Raw genomic sequence first — 20373 nt, 5'->3', positions numbered from 1 at the left:
GTCAGCGGACGCTGAGCGGACGCAGGTCGGTCCACACGCGGTCGATGTGGTCGAGGCACTCCGGCTGGGTGCCCTGGAATCCGGCGTCGCGCCAGCCGGGAGCGTCGTCCCGGTCGGCGGGCCAGATCGAGTACTGCTCCTCGTGGTTGACGACCACCCGGTAGCGCGGCTCCTCGGTCACGGCAGGTCCTTCCGTTGTGTCTGGTCCAGTTCCTGGGCGACCTGCTCCGGCGACATCGCCGCGATCTCGGCGAGCAGGTCGGCCAGGTCGTCCGGGGTCTGCTCCCGGCGGTCGGCGAGCAGGTCGGTGACCGCGGCGGTGAGGCCGGCGATCGTGGGTGTCTCGAACAGGGCGCTGATGGGCAGGTCGACGTCGAACGCCTCCCGGATCCGCGCGACGATCTTCGTGCCCAGCAGCGAGTGCCCGCCGAGGCTGAAGAAGTCCTGATCCGGGCCGATCTCGGGGATGCCGAGCAGGTCCGCCCAGATCTGGTGGACGACCTGCTGCGGGGTGCCCCGCGGCACCGGAGCGGCCGTGGCGGCCGGGGCCGTTTCGGCGGCCGGCGTGCCGTCGGCCTCGACCCAGTGGCGGTCGCGCCGGAACGGGTAGGTCGGCAGCGGCACCCGGCGGCGGCGCTGCGGCGCACCGCCGAGGTCGGTGTCGACGTCGACCCCGGCCAGCCACATCCGGCCCGCCGCGGCGGCCAGCGCGATCCGGTCGTCGCCCGGTCCCTTCGGGCCGGGCAGCGACGGGGTGCTGCGCGGCTCCGCGCCGGGATGCTGGCGCACCAGCGTGGTCAGCGCCGCACCGGGGCCGACCTCCAGCAGCAGGTGCGGCCCGGCCAGCAGACGGCGTACGCAGTCGTCGAAGCGCACCGGCTCGCGCAGCTGCCGCGCCCAGTATTTAGGGTCGGCGGCGTCGTGGTCGGACAGCCAGTCGCCGGTCACGTTCGACAGCACCGGCAGCTGCGGCGCCTGCGCCGGGAACCGCGCCACGTGCTCGGCGAACTCGGCCAGCACCGGCTCCATCATCGCCGAGTGGAACGCGTGCGAGGTGCGCAGCAGCCGGGTCGCCACGCCCTCGGCGCGCAGCGCCGCCGCGAACGCGTCGATCGCGTCGGCCGGCCCGGAGACCACCGACAGCGACGGCGCGTTGGCCGCGGCCAGCTCCACGCCGCGCGGCAGCCGATCGGCCAGCCGTCCGGCGGGCAGCGGCACCGACAGCATCGCGCCCGCGGGCAGCGACTGCATCAGCCGCCCGCGTTCGGCCACGATCGCCAGCGCGTCCGGCAGGGTGAACACCCCGGCCAGGCACGCCGCGACGTACTCGCCGATGCTGTGCCCGGCGGCCGCGGCGGGCCGCACGCCGCGGTGCATCCAAAGCCGGGCCAGCGCGTACTCCACCGCGAACAGCGCGGGCTGGGTGATCCGGGTCTGGCGCAGCAGCTCGTCGTCGCGGTCGCGGTAGAGCACGTGCCGCAGGTCCAGCCCGAGCAGCGGCGCGAGGGCGTCGGCGCACTCGTCCAGGTGCCGGGCGAACTCCGGCTCGGTCCCGTAGAGCTGCTCGCCCATCCCGGCGTGCTGCGCGCCCTGCCCGGGGAACAGGAACGCCACGGTCCCGTCGGTCAGGTCCCCGGACGCGGTGTCCAGCGTGGACGGGCTGTCCAGCGCGGCGACGGCCTCCGTGACATCGCGGCAGGCCACGGCCAGCCGGTGCTCGAACCGCCGCCGGGTGTGGCGCAGCGTGTACGCCACGTCGCCCAGGTCCGCGTCCGTGGCGGCCAGGTGGTCGCGCAGCCGCTGCCGGGCGGTGTCCAGCGCCTGCGGCGTACGCGCCGACAGCACCAGCACGTGCTCGGCGCGGGCCCGCGGCGCGGCCTCGACGGCGGGCGGCTGCTCGACGACGACGTGGGCGTTGGTGCCGCCGATGCCGAACGAGCTGACCCCGGCCCGGCGCGGCACGCCCGTCACCGGCCACGGCTCGGGCTCGGTGTTGACGTACAGCGTCCCGCTCGCCGCGAGGGCGGGGTGGGGATCGGTGAAGTACGGGCTGGGCGGCACCACGCCGTCGCGTACCGCCAGGCACGCCTTGATCAGGCCGGTGACGCCCGCGGCGACGTCGAGGTGCCCGGTGACGGCCTTGACCGAGCCGAGCGCGCGCCGGCCGGTGCCGAACACCTCCTGCAGGGCCGCGAGCTCGACCTGGTCGCCCAGCGCGGTGCCGGTGCCGTGCGCCTCCAGGTAGCCGATGGTCGCCGGGTCGACGTCGGCGGCCCGCAGCGCGGTCCGGATCACGTCGGCCTGGCCCTCCACGCTGGGCGCGGTGTAGCCGACCTTGGCCCGGCCGTCGTTGTTCACCGCCGAGCCCTTGATCACGGCGTGGATGGTGTCGCCGTCGGCCAGCGCGTCAGCCAGCCGCCGCAGCGCGACGACCGCGACCCCGCTGCCGCCGACCGTGCCGGTCGCGGCCGTGTCGAACGGCCGGCACACCCCGTCGCGGGACATGATGCCGCCGCGCTCGTAGCGGTAGCCCGCCCGCAGCGGCAGCCGCAGGTACGCCGCCCCGGCCAGCGCGACGTCGCACTCCCCGGCCAGCAGCCCCTGCCCGGCCAGGTGCACCGCGACCAGCGACGACGAGCACGCCGTCTGCACGGCCACGGCCGGGCCGCGCAGACCGAGGTGGTACGCGACGCGGGTGGCCACGGCGTCCTTGTCGTTGGCCACCGACATCTCGTACTCCGACCCGGCCGCCTCGCCCGCGGGCAGCAGGTGGTGCAGCAGGTAGCCGCTCAGCGCGGTGGCCGCGTACACGCCGACGGACAGGTCGTCGACGTCGGCGACGTGCCCGGCCGACTCCAGCGCCTCCCACGCGCACTCCAGGAACAGCCGCTGCTGCGGGTCGATCAGCCGCGCGTCGCGCGGCGAGTAGCCGAAGAACTCGGCGTCGAACCGGTCGGCGCCGTCCAGCACCCCGAACACCGGCACGTAGTCCGGGCGCTCGTACTCCGCGGCGGGCACCGACCCGGCCAGCTCCTCCGGCGTGAACCGGGTGGACACCGGCCGGCCGGTCAGCACGTCGCGCCACAGGCCCGGCACGTCGCCCACGCCGGGGAACCGCCCGGCCAGGCCGACGACCGCGAGATCCAGTCCGCTGTCCTCGCTCATCGCTCCCCCATCTCCGCCCGCACCCGCCGGGTGCGGGCCGCCAGTGCTCTGCGGCCGCCGGCCGCGCTGTCCGGCCGTGCCGCCACCGGGCCCGAGGTGTCCTCGTCGAGGAACCGCGCCAGTCGCGCCACCGTCGGGAACCGGAACAGGTCGACCGCGGCGAGCTGCACGCCGAGCGCGTCGCGCAGGCCGACGTGCACCCGGACCAGCAGCATCGAGTTGCCGCCCAGGTCGAAGAAGTTGTCGTCGGCGCCGACCCGGTCCAGGCCCAGCACGGCCTGCCACACCCCGGCGACGGCCTGCTCGGTCGTGCCGCGCGGCGCCCGGTAGGGCGTGCCGAGCTGGGGCCGGGCCGCCGACGGTGCGGGCAGCGCCCGCTGGTCGAGCTTGCCGTTGGGGGTCGTCGGCAGGTCGGCGAGCTCGACGAACGCGGCCGGGACCATGAAGTCGGGCAGGTCGCGCAGCAGCGCGTCGCGTAGCGCGTCGGCGCTGACCCCGCCCGGCCGCTCGGCCACGACGTAGCCGACGAGCCGCTTGTCGCCCGGCTGGTCCTCACGCACGACCACGGCGCACCGGGCCACGCCCGCGCAGTCGCGCAGCCGCGCCTCGACCTCGCCGGGCTCGACCCGGTTGCCCCGGATCTTCACCTGCCCGTCGCGGCGGCCCAGGATGTCCAGGCTGCCGTCGGCCCGCCATCGCGCCAGGTCACCGGTGCGGTACAGGCGCGCACCCGGCTCGGCCGCGAACGGGTCCGGCACGAACGCCGCCGCCGTCAGCGCGGGCCGGCCGAGGTAGCCGCGGCCCACGGCCGCCCCGCCGATGAACAGCTCCCCCGCGACGCCTATCGGGACCGGCCGCAGCCGCACGTCGAGCACGTGGATGCTCGCGCCGGTCATCGGCCGTCCGATCGGGACGACCGGGCCGCTGACGTACCGCCCGCCGGTGACCATCACCGACGTCTCGGTCGGGCCGTACGTGTTGTAGAAGGCGCGCCCGTGCTGCCACGCCGCGGCGACGTCCACCGGGCAGCTCTCGCCGCCGACGGTCAGCACCCGCAGCTCGGGCACCCGCGCCGGGTCCATCGCCTGCAGCGCGATCGGCGGCACGTCGAGCATCGTGATGCGCCGCTCGGCGAGGGTGCGGGCCAGGTCGGGGCCGGGCATCCGGTCGTGGCGGGCCACGATGTGCAGCTCGGCGCCGGCGCACAGCGCGGTGAGCATGTCGGACACGGCGGCGTCGAAGCCGGGGCCGTGGAACTGCAGCACCCGGTCGTCCGGCCCGATGCCGAGCAGGTCGTCGATCGCGTCGGCCAGGTTGCTCAGCCCACGGTGCGTGCTCACCACGCCCTTGGGCCGCCCGGTGGAGCCGGAGGTGTAGATCAGGTATGCGGCCTGGTCGGGGTGCACGGCGACCTGCGGGAACGCCGCCTCCGAGTGCCAGGTGGCCTGCGGACGCGCCGCGCCGGAGTGGGCGGTGAGCTGCGGGAGCGCCGCGTCGGGGTGGGCGTTGAGCTGCGGGCGCGGCGCGGCGGCGAGGTCTTCCAGCCGCAGCACCGTCGGTCCGGCGGGCACCGACGTCGCGGTCGAGCCGTCGGCGAGCACGAGGCCCGCGCCGGAGTCGGCCAGCAGGTAGCGGATGCGCTCGGCGGGCAGGTCGGGGTCGATCGGGACGTACATCGCTCCGGCGGCCAGCACGCCCAGGAACGCCGCGACCGCCTCCGCGCCGGGCCGCAGCCACACCGCGACCGGCGCCTCCGCGCCGCCGCCGGTCCCGTGCACCGCCGCGGCCACCTTCGCGGCCATGACGTGCAGCTCGCCGTACGTGACGCGGCGGTCGCCGCAGGCCACGGCGGTCCGGCCGGGGTCGATGGCGGCGATCCGGTCGAGCACGGGGCGCCACGGCGCGGGCGGCCTGGTCGCCGACCAGCTCTCGATCGCCCGCCGCTCCCGCTCGTCCAGCAGCGGCAGGTCGGCGACCGCCCGGTCCGGCTCGGCCAGCGCGGCCGTGAGCAGGTCGCGGACGTGGCCGGCGATCCGGGCCGCGGTGTCGGGAGTGAACAGCGAGGTGCGGTATTCCAGCTTGCCCGCGATCCCGTCCGGGCCGGGCGTCAGGGTCAGGGTCAGGTCGAACATCGCGGTGCCGGTGGGCAGCTCGGCCCCGTGCACGTCGACGCCGGGCAGCCGCAGCCGGGCGGCCCAGCCGCTCTCCATCGCGAACATCACCTGCGCGACCGGCGTGCTGCCGGGATCCCGGGCGGCGTGCAGCCGGTCCACCAGCGTGTCGAACGGCAGCTGCTGGTGTGACAGGGCCGCCAGGCTCGTCTCCCGGACCCGGTGCAGCAGCTGCCGGAACGTGGTGCCGCCCGGCACGTGCGCGCGTACCGCGACGGTGTTCGCGAACAGGCCCATGGCCTGCTCGGCCGCGAGGGTGGTGCGGCCCGACACGGGCGTGGCCACCACGAAGTCCGGGCCGCCGTAGCGCGACAGCACCGCCTGCCAGGCCGCCAGCAGCACCATGTACGGCGTGCCCGCGATCGACGCCGCCAGCGCCGACACCTGCTCGGCCAGCGCCGCCGGCCAGGCGAACGTCAGCTCGGCTCCGGACTCGTCCAGCACCAGCGGCCGGGGCAGGTCGGCGGGCAGGTCGACGGTCGCCGGGGCGCCGTCGAGGTGGGCACGCCAGTAGTCGACCAGCTCGTCGGCGTCGGACTCGACGGCGACGTCGACGTGCCGCGGCGCCGCCGGAAGCTCCCCGCCGGCATAGGCCTGCGACAGGTCGTCGAACAGCAGACCCATGCTCCAGCCGTCGCACACGATGTGGTGCAGCTCCAGGTGCAGCGTCCACCGCTCGGCGCCGTCGGCGACCAGCGTCGCCCGCACCGGCGGCGCGGCGGCCAGGTCGAACAGGCCGCCGGAGAAGGTGTCGGCGACGCGCAGCCGGCTGCCCGCCGGGGCGTGCGGCAGCACCCACTGCCACGGCTCGCCGTCGATCTCCACGAACACGGTGCGCAGCGCCTGGTGCCGGGCCAGCACCCGGTCGAACGCGGCGGCCAGCGCGGCCACGTCCAGCGTCCCGGCCAGCGTGAACCGGAAGTGCACGTGGCACATCGGGCTGCCCGGCCACAGCCGGTCGTGCAGCCACATGCGCCGCTGCGCGGCGGTGAGCGGGTGCAGGTCGTACTGGTCGGCGGCGGCGCGCAGGCTGCGCAGGAACGCACGCCGACGGTCGGCGGGCAGCGCGTGCAGGCGGTCGAGCAGGTCAGGCGCGGTCATCGGGGGTCTCCTCAGCGCTCGAACTCGGCCAGCAGATCGGCCACGTCACGTCCGCCGCCCACGGCGGCCGGCACCGCCGCGACCGCGACGGCCGGTGCCGCCGTCAGCTCCGCCACCGCCGCCGCGAGCGCGGCGACCGTCGGGTGGTCGAACAGGGTCTGCAGCGGGACGTCGACGCCGTAGGCGGCAGACAGCCGCGACCGCACCCGGGCGGCGTCGATCGAGTTGCCGCCCAGCTCGAAGAAGTTCGCGTCGGCGCCGTCGACGGCCCGGCCCAGCGACTCCTGCCAGATGTCGAGCACGGTGCGCTCGGCGGCGGTCAGCTCGGGCGCCGGCGCCGCGTGCTCGGCGGGCGGCAGCGGCAGCGCGGCCAGGTCGACCTTGCCGTTGGGGTTCAGCGGCAGCCGGGGCAGGTCCATGAACACCGCGGGCACCAGGTAGGCGGGCAGGCGCCCGGCCAGCCCGGCGCGCACGGCGGCGGTGTCGACGCCGTCCAGCACCACGTACGCCAGCAGGCGGGTGTCGCCGTGCGCGGCCCGGTCGGCCACCACCGCGACCTCGACCACGCCGGGCAGCGCCCGCAGGGCGTCCTCGATCTCGGCCGGTTCGACCCGGTGGCCGCGCACCTTGACCTGCCGGTCCACCCGGCCCAGGAACTCCAGGGCGCCGTCGGTGCGGCGCCGGGCCAGGTCCCCGGTGCGGTACAGGCGCGCGCCCGGCTCGGCGGCGAACGGGTCCGGCACGAACTTCTGCGCCGTCAGCGCGGCCCGGCCCAGGTAGCCGCGGGCCACCCCGGCCCCGCCGAGGAACATCTCGCCCGCGGTGCCGTCCGGCACGGGACGCAGCTGCTCGTCGAGCAGGTACACGGCGCTGTTGGCGGCCGGCCGGCCGATCGGCACGATCCGGTCCGCGCCGGTCTCGGCGGTGCACCGGTGCGCGGTGGCGTACACGGTGATCTCGGTCGGGCCGTAGAGGTTGACCAGCTCGGTGTCGGGGCAGTGCGCCGCCAGGCTCGCGACCGTACGCGCGTCGGCCTGCTCCCCGCCGAAGGACAGGTTGCGCACGGTGCGGAACACCGCCGGGTCCTCGGCGGCCACCTGGCGCAGCAGCGACGTCGGCAGGAACAGCACGTCCACGCCGTGGGCGGTCAGCGCGCCGCGCAGCCGCTCGGCGACCAGCACCTCGTCCTTGCCCAGCCCGACCAGGCGGGCGCCGTTGAGCAGCGCGCCCCAGGTCTCCAGCGTCGCCGCGTCGAAGGAGATGTTGGCCGCCTGCACGGCGGTGTCCGATGGGCGCACCTCGATCGAGTCGGCGCTGCACGCCAGCCGCACGATGTTGCGGTGGGTGACCGCGACGCCCTTCGGCCCGCCGGTCGAGCCCGAGGTGTACATGACGTACGCCAGCGACTGCGGCCCGACCCGCACCGCCGGGCGGGTGGCCGGCCGCCCGGCCAGGTCCAGCGCGTCGAGGTCCACGTGCCGGCCCGGCACCTCGGCGCCGTGGCCGCCGGCCCGCAGCACCAGCTCGACCCCGGCGTCGCGGCACATGTACGCCAGCCGCTCGGCCGGGTACGACGGGTCCAGCGGCACGAAGCAGGCACCGGCCTTCAGCGCCGCCAGCGCCCCCACGATCCAGTTCTCGTCCCGGGTGCACAGCCCGACCCGGGCCTCGGCTTCCACGCCCTGGGCCAGCAGGTGGTGCGCCAGGCGGTTGGCCCGCTCGTCCAGCTCCCGGTACGTCAGCGCCGCCTGCCCGAAGCGCAGCGCCGGCGCGTCCGGCGTGCGGTCGGCCCAGTCCTCCACGATCCCGTGCACGGTGCGCTCGCCCGGGAACGGCGACACGCTCGCCGTGTCCCGCCCGAGCTGCCGCTCATCTGCCGTGATGCTCACCGTCGTCCCTCCCCTGATGTGAAGGCCAGTCTCGTGAGGGGTTTTCCGGTTTCCTTCGGGCGAGCTTCAAAGACCCTTCGCGCGGCGGCCCGCGCAGGCGAGCGGCCCAGGTCAGCGGTGGTGCGGAAGGTGAGGTCCGACACACGACACACGGGCGGGAGGGCCTCGTCGAGCCGATGCGCCGCGGTTTCCGACGTCGCGATCGGACGCCGCAAACGCGGCGGGGCCGCCGCGGGCGGGTGCGTGCTGCACCTGCCCGCGACGGCCCCGGGGCCTGCGGTCGTCTACCGGATCAGCGCGGGTGCCCGCCCCTGCTCACCGGGTCGTGCACCGGGTCGGACAGCTCGTGCGGGGCGGCGGGCGCCACCCCGATCTCCTGCATGCAGCGGGCGTAGCTGCGGTAGCGGCGGCGCGCCTCACCGTGCCTGCCCACCCGCTGCAGCACGCGGACCAGCTCGACGTGCGCCTCCTCGTCGTAGGAGTCGCAGCGCAGGATCCGCAGCAGGCACGCCACCTGCTCGTCCACATCGCTCGACCGCACCACCCGCGCCCGCAGCACGCTGACGTACGCCGCCTGCGCCTCGTCGCGCAGCTCCTGCGTCCAGTCCGCGTAGGGGTCGTCGGGCATGAACTCGCCCACGTACATCGCCCCGGCCGCGGCCAGCAGCTCGGCGGCGGCCGGATCACCGTGCCGATGCGCCGCGCACGCGTCCGACGCCGCGATCAGGAACCGCTCCACGTCCACATTGACCAGATCGAGGTTCAGCCCGACGGCGGAACGGTCCGCCTCGATCACGTTCGCGTGCCGGATCCGCCGGTCCGGGTCCAGCACCCGCCGCAGCGTGGACAGCTGCACCGACAGCCGGCTGCCCCCGGCCGCCGGGGACTGGCCCGGCCACAGCAGCTCCATCAGCCGTGCCCGCGGCACCGGCCGCCCGCGCGCCGACACCAGGATCTTCAGCAGGTCACGGGCCTTCTTGGACTGCCACTCGTTCGGCGCGATCCCCGACCCGGCCCGCAGCACCCGGAACCCGCCCAGGCACAGCACCGTGATCGGCGGCGTACGCCGCGCCACGACGGTCAGCGCGTCGGCGACCCCCGGCGCCAGCGACACCCCCTGGCGCAGCGTCTCCACCTCCCACCGGGCGGACCTGCCGCCGGTCGCGCCGCGCACCGCGGCCGCCACCGCCCGCACCCGCGCCTCACCCGGCCAGTCGCCGACCGCGCCGTAGCCCTGCCGGGACTTCTGGAACAGCGCGGCCGCCACCCTCGGGTCGACGGCGACCAGACCCAGCAGCTCCAGGGCCTCCGCACCGGTCGCGGGCTGCTCGTCGCGCACCGCGATGATCCGCGCCTCCTCCCCGTCGGCCAGCGCGGTTGCGGCGTCGCCGCAGATCAGCGAGACCCACGCCCGGCTGAGCAGCGCCGCCGCCCGCCCGTGCCCCGGTGCCCCGGTCACCGCCCGCTGTGCGTGCTCCTTGGCCAGCGCCGGATCGTCGGCGACGATCACCCGGGCCAGCTCGGCGTGGATCGCCGCGTCCAGCGCGACCGCCGCCGGACCGGCCGGCAGCTGCTTGGCGGCCGCCTCCAGAGCCGCCCGGGCCTGCACCATGTCCCGCCGCCGCCGATGGACCGCGCCGAGCACCAGCTGGGCGTACGCCTCGTCGTGGGAAACGTCCGCGGTGTCGCGCAGCCGCGCGGCCCGCACGGCGTCCATGAGGGCGTCGTCGAGGCGGCCCACCCGCGCCTTGGCCTCCGCGGCGACGCTCAGCGCGAACGGCTCCAGCCCCGCGAACCCGCCCCGCCGGCACAGCGCGGCCGCCCGCTCGGCCTCCCCGGCCGCCTCGGCGAACCGCTCGCGCCGGATCGTCTGCCTGGCCCGGCGCAGGGTGGTCATCACCTCCAGCAGCCCGGTGTGGTCCTCCGGGGCCAGCTCCCGCGCCAGACGGGCGTGCTCCTCGCCGAGCGTGTCGTCGCCGGCGTGGCAGGCGTGCAGCGCCATCGCCCGGTGGCAGGCGGCCTGGATCGGCGTGTCCACCTCGGCCACCCCGGCCAGCGCGCGCCCCAGCCAGGTCGCGCTGTGCGCCAGGTCGCCCCACGCCCGGTGCCAGACCGAAGCCAGGCAGGCCAGCAGCACCCGTTCCCGGCTCGGCAGGCCGTCGTGGCGGGCGGCGTCGAGGAACGCCACCGCCTCGGCCAGGCCGCCGGTGCCGTAGGCCGCCAGCGCGGCCTGAGGCGCCGAGGGCAGCTCGTCGCCGTAGGCGGTCTGCCTGCCCGGCACGTGTTCCGCACCGGCCAGCAGCAGCTCGGCGGCCACGCGATCACCGGCGGCGGTGCAACCGCTCAGATTCATGTCGTCTCTCCGAATGACGTCTCTCGTGGACAGGTCACTCCCCATGCCTTGCGGTGCCCCGGCCCGCGGTTGTCGCGGGTCGGCAGCGGACCGCCGGCCGCCCAGGTAGGCGGCGGCATGTTGCGGGCGATGTCATGGCAGGCCACACCGACCGGGCGCGGCGGGCGCGCCGGTCTGCGGGCATGGCGGCGGCGGCAGTCCCACCGGCTGACGGCCGAGGGCTGCCCCTGCTCTGTCGGTTGGTGTCGCGTTGCTAGAGGGTCGGCGAGCGCCCCGCCTCAGCGACGGCTGGCACGCGCGGTCGCCGCGCGCCGACTCCCGCCCTATTTGCCTGCATCATCAATAGTGCGGAGTAATTCACAATTCCCCCCGGAATGTCTCGGCCTTGAGCCCCCGGGAAGGGTATTGATAAATGGACATGCGTGCAAGGTCGTTGGAGATGAACGAGATCACACGGCCACTTTCACGCCCTGTTAAGAACAGGTCCGTAGCCTGCGTTCGCGCCTCGATCGCCCTCGTACGCACACGTTGGACGCGGATGGCATGCCGCCGGGTTCACAAGGTTCGCCACCATGCGTGTCGGAATAATTACCCTAGAGCACGGCCGAACGTGCCCGCCCGGCGCACGGCGCACGAGAATCCGCGAAGAATCTCGGCGCAGCGTGTCGGATCGGGGCAGCCGCGTTCGTAGCAGGGGTGAACGGCGGCCCGAAGGGGCGGCCACCCGACGACAGGAGATGATCCCGATGGCGCAGTACCTGATGTCCGTGCTCCACGACTCGGACAGCCTGGCCACCGCGGAGGAGATGGCCGCGATCGACGCCTTCAACGAGCGGCTCCAGGCCGACGGCCACTGGGTGTTCGCCGGCGGCCTCGCGGCGCCGGGCTCGGCCACCGTCGTCGACGGCCGAGGCGGGGAGCCGGTCTTCACCGACGGGCCCTACCTGGAGTCCAAGGAGCACATCGTCGGCTTCTGGATCATCGAGGCGCCCCACCTCGACGTGGCGCTCCGGCTGGCTGCCCAGGGATCGAGCAGCTGCAACCGCCGGGTCGAGCTGCGGCCGTTCCTGGGCGAATGAGCGAGGTCGGCGAGGCGATCACCCGGGTCCACCGGCAGGAGTGGGCCCGGTTGGTCGCAACCCTGGCCAGGCGCCTCGGGGACCTCGACGTCGCCGAGGAGACGGCCGCCGACGCGTTCGCGGCCGCGGTCGAGCGCTGGCCGGTCGACGGCGTCCCACCGAACCCCGGCGCCTGGCTGACCACCACCGCCTACCGCAGGGCCGTCGACCGGCTCCGGCGCGAGGTCAAGCGCGAGGACAAACACCGGGAGGCACTGATGCTGTTCGCCGCCCCCGAGCCGCCCGGCGCCATCGACGACGACCGGCTGCGCCTCGTGTTCACCTGCTGCCACCCCGCGCTGGCCATAGAGGCGCGGGTCGCGCTGACCCTGCGGATGGTCGGCGGGCTCACCGTGCCCGAGATCGCCCACGCGTTCCTGGTCGAGGAGGCCGCCATGAGCCGGCGGATCACCCGCGCCAAGGCGAAGATCAAGGCGGCGAGGATCCCCTACGGCGTGCCGCTGCGCGAGGACCTGCCGGCCCGGGTCACCGGAGTCCTCGCCGTCCTCTATCTGATCTTCAACGAGGGCTACCTGGCCTCGGACCCCGGCAAGGAGGCGGTGCGCGCCGACCTCACCGCCGAGGCGATCCGGCTGACCCGGCTGGTCCGCGACCTGATGCCGGCCGACGGCGAGGCCGCCGGACTCCTGGCGCTGATGCTGCTGACCGAGGCCCGCCGGGCCGCTCGGGTATCGGCCGGCGGTGAGCTGGTCGCCCTCGGCGAGCAGGACCGCGGCGCCTGGGACCGCGACCTGATCGCCGAGGGGCACGCGCTGGTCCGCGCCCGGCTCGCGTCGGGCCAGGCACCGGGCCGCTACCAGATCCTCGCGGCGATCAACGCCGTCCACACCGACGCCCCCGACCTGCGCGACACCGACTGGTCACAGGTCGTCGCGCTGTACGACCAGCTGCTCCGCGTCGACCCCTCGCCGATCGTGCGGCTCAACCGGGCCATCGCGGTCGCCGAGCTGGACGGCCCGCAGGTCGCGCTGGCGGAGATCGACGGCCTGCCGCTGCAGGGCTACCACGCCTTCCACGCCACCCGCGCCGACCTGCTGCGCCGGCTGGGCCGCGGCGAGGACTCGCGGGCGGCGTACGACCGGGCCATCGAGTTGGCGGGCAACACCGCCGAGACGGCGTACCTCACCCGTCGCCGCGACCAGCTCGCCGGGCCGTGAACCGGGCGACTCATCACCTACATGTATAGATTGAAATACTTCATCGTGTACGCCATTGTGTGTGCATGAGATCTCACCTCACGCGCATCGCCGTGGCCACCCTTGCCGCGATCGCGATGACCCTGTCCAGCCAGCTGCTCGGCACCGGCGCCGCCACCGCGGCCCCCGCGCCCGCCGCCGTCCGGGTGCTCTACTACGACGCGAGCCAGGCCGCCGAGTTCATCAACGTCGTACACCAGGGCGCGGCCAACTGGAACGCCCGGGTCAGCAACGTGCGCCTGGAGCGGTGGACCACCGGCCGCCCGGTCAACATCCGCGTCTACGCCGACAACAACTGGCCGCGCGCCTACGTCAACTCCCTGGGCAACGGCACCGTGTACATGGGCCGCCAGGCCACCGCGCAGGGCCACAACCCCACCCGCATCGCGGCGCACGAGCTCGGCCACATCCTCGGCCTGCCCGACCGGCGGACCGGCATCTGCTCCGAGCTGATGTCCGGCAGCAGCGCCGGAACCTCCTGCACCAGCGCCTTCCCCAACTCGCAGGAGATCACCAAGGTGAACAACCTGTTCGCGAGCGGTGCCCTGGTCACCGCCGGCTGGCGCCACGACGGCGCCTGACGGCCGACGCCGCCCCGGCGCCGCCGCCAGGCACCGCCTGGCGTCGCCCAAGATCGCTGTTTCCGGTCAGTATGTGGAGTGCGGCTGCACTTCCTGACCGGAAACAGCGATCTCACCGTCACCTCCGGACGGTCAGCGGTCGAGGTACGCGGCCAGGCCGCCGAGCTCCTCGCTCGCGATGAACACCGACCGCACGCTGATGATGGCCTCCTCGGCGTGGGCCAGGCACCCCCAGGCGGAGTCGCCCCACGAATCGGCGATCTTGACCTCGGCCGGTGCGGTGCACCCCGGGGACCCGCCGAGCTGGCACCGTTCGGGATGCGGCTTGGCGGCCTGCGCGGCCGCGGCGGCGCGCATCCGGGCGGCGAGCTCCGCCGCGGCGGCGGCGCGCTGCTCGGCCTCGGCGCGCAGCTCCCGCTCGGCGCGTACCGCCCTGGCCAGCTCGTCATGGGCCGCCCTGGCGCGCGCCTCGGCGGCCTGGCGCGCTTGCTCGCTGTGGTGGCATTCGATGGCCAGCGCCGCCGTGCCGGCGAAGACCCGGGCGAGGGCCAGGTCGGTCTCCTGCGGGATGCGCGGCGTGCGGTGGTACATGGCGAAGGTGCCCAGCAGGCCGCCGTCGACGGCCAGGATCGGCGTGGACCAGCAGGCGGCCAGGCCGGCCTGCTCGGCCAGGTGCCTGAAGTCGGCCCAGAACGGATCGGTGGCGATGTCGGTGACGATGACCGGCTGCCGCCGATGGGCGGCGGTGCCGCAGGAGCCGACGCCTTCGCCGGTGGCGATGCCGTCGATGGCCTGGTTGTAGAAGTCGGGCAGGCTGGGCGCGGCCCCGTGGCGCAGGTGCCGGCCGTCGGGGTCGGCGAGCAGGACGGAGACCAGCACCTCCTGCGGTGCCAGATTCTCGATGCAGCGGGCCATCCCGTCGAGCACCTCGGTCAGGGGCGCCTGCCGGGCGATCTGCTCCAGCAGCGCGCGATGCTCGGTCATCAGCCGTTGGGCGTGCTTGACCTGGGTGGTCTCCACACCGATCACCCGGATGCCGGTCACGTCGCCGCCGGCGTCCCGGCGCGGCTCGTACGTGAAGTCGAAGAACGCCTCCCGGGCGTGCGGGCCGGGGCTCAGCACGATCCGCACGTCCCGGCCGGTGTAGGGCTCGCCGGTGCGGTAGACCTGGTCCAGCAGGGCGAGGAAGCCCTGATCGGCCAGTTCGGGCATCATCTCCGCGATCGGCACCCCGGTCCGGGCTCGCTCCTCGCCGATGGTGGCCAGGAACGCCGGGTTCGCCGTGTGCACCACATGTGACGGCCCCGCCAGCGACGCGTAGACGGCGGTGGACTGCCCGAACAACGACCGCAGATCCTCCTCCGCCGCCTGCCCGGCAACCGCCGGATCCGCGGCCGCCGGCCGCCGGTCCGATACCGCCGTCATGCTGTGGCCCGCCTCTCATCTGCGGATATACGCCTCACCGGCCAGGGACGCCGCCAGCGTACGCGGGAACGGGCCGGCTTCCGCCCGGCACCCCGATGACGTTCACCGGCCGCAGCACACTTTCCGTGGACGCAGTCCAGGCGCCGGACATCCCGACGGCGAGCCTGTTCGCTGCCGAGCAGCGTCCGCTTCACGAGCAGCGCGGTTACAGGATCGGACGCAGGCGCGCGGCCGAGCCCCGGGGGAACCCGCCCACCGCGGGCTGCCGCCGGCCCAGCGGCGCGAACGCCTGCCGCCGCGACAGACCTGCCGCCAGGCGACGGCCGACGTGCTCGATGGACGGGCTCGCCGGCCGGAAACGCCGCAGGCGCGCAGCCGGGTACGCCGCAGCGCGCGCCCGCCCCAGGGCGATCATCCGGGACATGGACCTGCGCCGGCGCCGGGCCGCGCTGCGAACGCGGGCCGCCCGCGCGGCGACGTCCGGATCAGGCTGTCGCGCCGCGAACCAGCAGCGAACGACGACCGATATCGCGAAGCCCGTCACCACCAGCCGCACCATCAGCTCTTCGCTCATCGCCACCCCTCCAGGTCCCGCACCGGCGACAAGTGCATGTCCATCCCGCCCGGTTTCAAACCCTGCTCGGCGGGTGTTGGGCCGTTCGGCTACCGGCGCGCGGCCGACAGGACGATGAGGCGAGCCTGGTCACGGGTGCCTGCCCATCCCGACGGCCCGTGCTGTTGCTGCCGGCCCGAGCCGCCCCGGCCCCGCCCCACCTCCGGCGGAGGGTCAGCGCAGAACCGATGGATCAGTCGGAGCCGCGCTGCCTGATCGCGGCCTCGACCCGGAGCAGCGCACCACCGATCACGAAGACTCCACCCATGGTCAGGTACTCGGCGTCGTGCTCCTCCACGGCGTAGAACAGCATGTAAACGCCCAGGATCAGGCCGGCGGCCCCCACGAGACCGCTCCAGTGCCAGTTCGTCGTCTTCACAGCGGGCACGGTACGGGTCGCGCTCCCGCTGCGCTGGCCCCCGGCAGTAACCTCATTAGACTCGGCGACGGGGTCCGTGGACCCGCCGCCGGCACCGGCCACGGTCGTCAACGCGCATCTGGAGCAGGCAGTTGGTCGACGACTCCGTGGAAGTCGAGCTTGTCGTGCTCGACACCGCAACCGGACTCGTCCTGGCCGACGAGCGGCACGGCGCTCCGCGGCTTCCCCGGCTGGAGTTCCCCGGCGAGCACCCGCCGATGGACGACCGGTTGACCGACGCCTTTCGAGCAGCGACCGGAGTGGTCGCCAGGCTCCTGGAGCCGCTCGACTTCACGACCGCCGTCCTCGTGCTGCGGTCACCCGACCCCGCGCCACCTGCGGGGTACGGCTGGCACGCGCTCGATGGGGTCCGCCGGAACAGCACCGCCGTGGCGGAGTGGGCCATGCGTTCGGGCGACGCCCGCCTGCCCTGGTTCACGCCGGGCTGGTTCGAGCGGGCCGACCGGTACATCGACGAGACGCTGGGGCGGCTGGGGCGGTCCCGGGTGGCGCCCACCCGGCAGATCAAGCTGTGGAGCATGTCGTCCGTCCTGCGGACCGAAACCGACACGGGCGCCGTCTACCTGAAGGCCGTGCTGCCCCACCTGGCGCACGAGCCTGTCGTCACGCGCTTCCTCGCCGCCCAGGGGGTGGGCGACTTCGCCCAGGTCATCGCGCACTCGCCGCAGGACCGGTGGTGGATCGCCCAGGACTTCGGCGGGGTGGACGGCTGGTCGCTCCCGGAGACGGCGCTGACGCGCGCCCTGCAGCAGCTCTGCCACCTGCAGCTGACGATGGTCACCCGGACCGCCGAGCTGCGGACCGTCGGCTGCCCCCGGCTCAGCCTCCCGCAGCTGGCCGCGATAGTGCCCGAGCTGCTGGCGCGCGACGACATCTGGCAGGCGGGCAAGGCACCCCGCAATCGCCGGCGGGCGCTCGCACCGCAGGAGCGCGAGCGGCTGCGCAGCCTGGCGCCGTTCCTGACGGAGTGCTGTGAGCGGCTGGACGCCGTCGGCCTGCCCGAGACGCTGGTCCATCGCGACTTCCACCCGGGCAACGTGGTGCTGCGTGGCGAAGGCGTGCTGGTGCACGACTGGAGCTTCGCGACGGTGTCACAGCCGATGTTCGACCTCGCGTCGTGGCTGCTGGACCTTACGGAGCCCGTGGCACGTGGCCGTGTCACGGCGTTCATCCGGGCGTGGGCCGCCTCGACGGCGCCGGACGTGCTGTGGCAGGCATGGCGGCACGCCAAACCGCTCGCGGCCGTGGTCGAGATCCTCAAGCTGGTGGAGCTGTCCGACGTCGTCGGGCGCGACCACGACTTCAACTGGCTGCCGATGACCTACGGCTGGGCGCGGCGCTTGCTGAACGCGGCAGCGGACAGCACCATGCAGACCTGGGGCTGGCGACAGTGAGCCGGCCCGCCGGGCTGGCGCGCAGCGTTCACCCTGAACCGCTACTCGCTTCTCGACATCGACACCGGTTCACCCTGCGCGACCCATCCCGCGACGAGCGCCAGGCCCGACGGGCGGTGCCGGGCCACGAACCCGAACGGCCGGTCGAGCACCAGCTCCACCTGTAGCCGACGCACCGACCGCAGCGCGCCACCGGCCCGCAGCGCCAACGCGGTCACCACCGCCGCCTCGAACCCTTCGGCGGTGAACGACGCGGTCAGGTCCTGCGCCGCCGCGCCGACCCCCAGCGGGAAGTCGCTCACCCCGGGCAGCCGCTGACGGCTCAGATCGGACACGGTACGCAGCCCGAACACGTCGGGATGGGCGAGCAGGTCGTGAGACGACGTCACGGTGAACCGCGGCAGGCTGACCATCAGCTCCGGGGTGTCGTCGTGCGACCAGTCGAATTCCACGCTAACCCCGGGCGCGGTCTCGCCTTCCGTGAACTGGGAACCACGCCGCGACGGCACCGCGGCCGGGGCGTCGGGCAGCCCGATGGCGAGGTCGACGTCGATGCCGTCGGTGCCCTCCACGGTCAGCAGGGTCACCGGTCCGACCGGGGTCTCGTACACGGCGAGCTGGTCACGGTCGGCGGTGCTCCGGTGCAGGCCCGCCAGGCGACGCCCGGACCAGGGTCCGTCCCGGACGATGAGCATGCCGTGGTCGAACGGTTCGACCCACCGGGTCCGCGCGACCAGCGCGGAGGCCAGCACCAGCAGCGTCTCGGAATCGATCTCGAGCGGCATCCGGTCGAGCAGCCCGCCGGTCTGCTCGCGCACCCAGGCGTCGAGCACCGCCTGCTCTTCGAGCACCCCGACGGCACCGGCCGGCAGGCTGTCGCGCCACTGCGCCCTCAGCTCCAGCCGCGGGTGCACCCACGCGCCTATCGCGGCGTGCAGTCCGGGTGCGGAGCCCAGCAGCCCGACCAGTGCCGCAGCGCCCGCGGCCGCCTCGTCGGCGGACACTCCGGCCGCCGCCGTCAGCTCGTCGCGGCCGGCGCCGTCGGCGGCCGGGGCCAGGTAGGCCAGCAGCGGCCACACCCCGGCGCCGGACACCGCCACCGAGGCCTCGGCGTCGATCGTGTCCACCCATCGCCGCGTCAGCGCGTTCGCGCCCGCCACCGCCGTCTCGATCACGGCGACACCATACGCCCTGCCGCCAATGCCGCTGCCGATCGAACGAGTCGCCTGCCCGGCGTCCCATTTCGGCACCGCAAGCAGCTGGTCACCGAGCGCCGCCGGGCGATGGCGGTGTCGGCCGACGGGCTGACCGCCCGGCTCGCGGTGACCTTCCCGACGACCCGGCCGGTCACCTGGTGGGTGGTGCTGACCACGGCCGACGGTCGCACCGGGCGCACGCCGCAGCGGCTGCTGGAGAAGAACTGCGGGACGTAGGGCGCCCGCGCGGGACCGACCGCGAAACGGTTCGCGGTCGCGGCGGGCGGGCGGTACCGTCGCCGTGTGTACTTCGAGCAGATCTACGGCTGACACGGCCGGGGCGCCGTCCCCGGCTCCGACGCACGCGTGCGCGCCCCCCGGGCGGCGCACCGGCGTGCCGTGTCCCCGTCCGCCGAAGACCTGAAAGAGACCTCCCATGCGCAAGCGCCATATCGCGATGGTCGGCATCCCGGCCGTCAGCCACATCCTGCCCAGCATCGAGATCATCCGTGAGCTGGCCGCCCGCGGCCACCGGGTGACGTACGCCAACGACGCCTCGGTGGCCGAGCGGGTCACCGAGGCCGGAGCGGAGCTGGTCCCGTACGCCTCCACGCTGCCGGTCAGCGACCACGACTGGCCCGACGACCCGATCGCCGCGATGGGCGTGTTCCTCGACGACGCGATGCAGGCCCTGCCGCAGCTGCGCGACGTCTACGACCGCGACCCGGCCGACCTGTACCTGTACGACATCGGCGGTTACGCCGCCCGTGCCCTGGCCGAGGCGCAGGGGCGCCCGCTGCTGCAGCTGTCCCCCACGTACGTCGCCTGGGACGGCTACGACGAGGAGATCGGGGCGCAGCTGCGCGCGCTGCCCGGCGCGGACGCGTACTGGGCCCGGTTCGGCCGGTGGCTGCAAGAGTGCGGGGCACGCACCACCGACCCGGAGCTGTTCGCGGGCCGACCGCCGCGGGCGCTGGCGCTGATCCCCCGCGCCATGCAGCCGAACGCCGACCGGGTCGACCCGGAGGCGGTGACGTTCGTCGGGCCGTGCTTCGGCCCCCGCGCCGAGCAGGGCGCCTGGCGGCGGCCCGCCGGGGCGGGCAAGGTGCTGCTGGTGTCGCTCGGGTCGGCGTACACGCGCCGGCCGGAGTTCTACCGGCAGTGCCTGGCGGCGTTCGGGGACCTGCCGGGCTGGCACGTGGTGCTGCAGATCGGCAGGCAGGTCGATCCCGCCGAGCTGGGCCCGGTGCCGGGCAACGTCGAGGTGCACCCGTGGGTGCCGCAGCTGGCGATCCTGGAGCAGGCCGACGCGTTCGTCACCCACGCCGGCATGGGCGGCAGCAGCGAGGGCCTGCACACCGGCACCCCGATGATCGCCGTGCCGCAGGCGGTGGACCAGTTCGCCAACGCCGACCGGCTGGTCGAGCTGGGCGTGGCCCGGCGGGTGGACACCGCGGAGGCGAGCGCGGCGACGCTGCGTACCAACCTGCTGGAGCTGGTGGCCGACGGGGCGGTGCGGACCCGCGCGGACCGGCTGCGCGCGGAGGTCCGGGCTGAGGGCGGCACCCGGCGTGCCGCCGATCTGATCGAGGCGATGCTGCCCTGATCAGCGCTCGCACGATGACCGCCGACCCGCGGCCCCGGCTGACGGCAAGGGGTTTCGGCGGGCGGGCCTGATGCGGCGGTGGGCCGGTTCGTCGGCGAACCGGCC

At 74.7% G+C, this 20373-nt stretch carries 15 protein-coding genes; 6 read left to right on the top strand and 9 right to left on the bottom strand.

Going from position 1 to position 20373, the window contains the following annotated elements; genetic code table 11:
* Position 1 precedes the first annotated feature (1 nt).
* The 5 genes from AB0J67_RS14205 to AB0J67_RS14185 all read right to left on the bottom strand — a co-directional run bounded on the left by AB0J67_RS14205 (position 2) and on the right by AB0J67_RS14185 (position 10679).
* A complete protein-coding gene (locus AB0J67_RS14205) occupies positions 2–181 on the bottom strand; it encodes an MbtH family protein (protein ID WP_363481360.1) in 180 nt (59 codons plus the stop codon).
* Entirely contained in the window at positions 178–3165 is a 2988-nt protein-coding gene (locus tag AB0J67_RS14200; RefSeq protein ID WP_363481357.1) for a type I polyketide synthase, read from the bottom strand. Before AB0J67_RS14200 ends, AB0J67_RS14205 begins: the two co-directional genes overlap by 4 nt.
* Complete coding sequence (locus tag AB0J67_RS14195; protein ID WP_363481354.1) at positions 3162–6437, bottom strand: amino acid adenylation domain-containing protein; 3276 nt, start codon at positions 6435–6437, stop codon at positions 3162–3164. Before AB0J67_RS14195 ends, AB0J67_RS14200 begins: the two co-directional genes overlap by 4 nt.
* An 11-nt stretch (positions 6438–6448) precedes the next feature.
* Entirely contained in the window at positions 6449–8326 is a 1878-nt protein-coding gene (locus AB0J67_RS14190) for a non-ribosomal peptide synthetase (RefSeq protein WP_363481351.1), read from the bottom strand.
* 292 nt (positions 8327–8618) lie between these two features.
* Positions 8619–10679 carry a BTAD domain-containing putative transcriptional regulator gene (locus tag AB0J67_RS14185; RefSeq protein WP_363481348.1) on the bottom strand — a complete coding sequence of 687 codons (2061 nt, stop codon included), beginning with the start codon at positions 10677–10679 and terminating at the stop codon, positions 8619–8621.
* 746 nt (positions 10680–11425) lie between these two features.
* On the opposite strand from AB0J67_RS14185, the gene AB0J67_RS14180 reads away from it, so the two are divergent.
* The 3 genes from AB0J67_RS14180 (at position 11426) to AB0J67_RS14170 (ending at position 13595) form a co-directional block, all read left to right on the top strand.
* The gene (locus tag AB0J67_RS14180; protein ID WP_363481345.1) at positions 11426–11758 is read left to right on the top strand and encodes a YciI family protein; all 333 of its coding nucleotides are present in this window, start codon (positions 11426–11428) and stop codon (positions 11756–11758) included.
* On the top strand, positions 11755–12975 hold the full coding sequence (locus AB0J67_RS14175) for a DUF6596 domain-containing protein (RefSeq protein ID WP_363481342.1): 1221 nt from the start codon (positions 11755–11757) through the stop codon (positions 12973–12975). Before AB0J67_RS14180 ends, AB0J67_RS14175 begins: the two co-directional genes overlap by 4 nt.
* Positions 12976–13040: 65 nt before the next feature.
* Positions 13041–13595: a snapalysin family zinc-dependent metalloprotease gene (locus AB0J67_RS14170; RefSeq protein WP_363481339.1), complete on the top strand. Its 555-nt coding sequence runs from the start codon at positions 13041–13043 to the stop codon at positions 13593–13595.
* 132 nt (positions 13596–13727) lie between these two features.
* Here AB0J67_RS14170 and AB0J67_RS14165 read toward each other — a convergent pair whose 3' ends face one another.
* The 3 genes from AB0J67_RS14165 to AB0J67_RS14155 form a co-directional block, all read right to left on the bottom strand.
* Positions 13728–15020: a GAF domain-containing protein gene (locus AB0J67_RS14165; RefSeq protein ID WP_363481336.1), complete on the bottom strand. Its 1293-nt coding sequence runs from the start codon at positions 15018–15020 to the stop codon at positions 13728–13730.
* A 205-nt stretch (positions 15021–15225) separates the two neighbouring features.
* Positions 15226–15594 (bottom strand): hypothetical protein, encoded by a 369-nt coding sequence (locus AB0J67_RS14160; protein ID WP_363481333.1) that lies wholly within the window; start codon positions 15592–15594, stop codon positions 15226–15228.
* Positions 15595–15826: 232 nt separating this feature from the next.
* Entirely contained in the window at positions 15827–16012 is a 186-nt protein-coding gene (locus AB0J67_RS14155) for a hypothetical protein (protein ID WP_363481330.1), read from the bottom strand.
* 164 nt (positions 16013–16176) lie between these two features.
* On the opposite strand from AB0J67_RS14155, the gene AB0J67_RS14150 reads away from it, so the two are divergent.
* A complete protein-coding gene (locus AB0J67_RS14150) occupies positions 16177–17466 on the top strand; it encodes an aminoglycoside phosphotransferase family protein (protein ID WP_363481327.1) in 1290 nt (429 codons plus the stop codon).
* Between the two features lie 41 nt (positions 17467–17507).
* On the opposite strand, the gene AB0J67_RS14145 is transcribed toward AB0J67_RS14150, so the two are convergent.
* The gene (locus tag AB0J67_RS14145) at positions 17508–18641 is read right to left on the bottom strand and encodes a serpin family protein (protein ID WP_363481324.1); all 1134 of its coding nucleotides are present in this window, start codon (positions 18639–18641) and stop codon (positions 17508–17510) included.
* Between the two features lie 108 nt (positions 18642–18749).
* Between AB0J67_RS14145 and AB0J67_RS14140 the strand changes: the two genes are divergently transcribed.
* Positions 18750–18899 carry a hypothetical protein gene (locus tag AB0J67_RS14140; protein WP_363481321.1) on the top strand — a complete coding sequence of 50 codons (150 nt, stop codon included), beginning with the start codon at positions 18750–18752 and terminating at the stop codon, positions 18897–18899.
* A gap of 199 nt (positions 18900–19098) precedes the next feature.
* The gene (locus AB0J67_RS14135) at positions 19099–20268 is read left to right on the top strand and encodes a macrolide family glycosyltransferase (protein WP_363481318.1); all 1170 of its coding nucleotides are present in this window, start codon (positions 19099–19101) and stop codon (positions 20266–20268) included.
* The last annotated feature ends 105 nt before the right edge of the window (positions 20269–20373 follow it).

The sequence above is a fragment of the Catellatospora sp. NPDC049609 genome, assembly GCF_040675365.1.
Taxonomy (GTDB): Bacteria; Actinomycetota; Actinomycetes; order Mycobacteriales; family Micromonosporaceae; genus Catellatospora.
The sequence above is the reverse complement of the archived record's forward strand: the minus strand, read 5'-3'. Positions and strand labels throughout refer to the sequence as shown.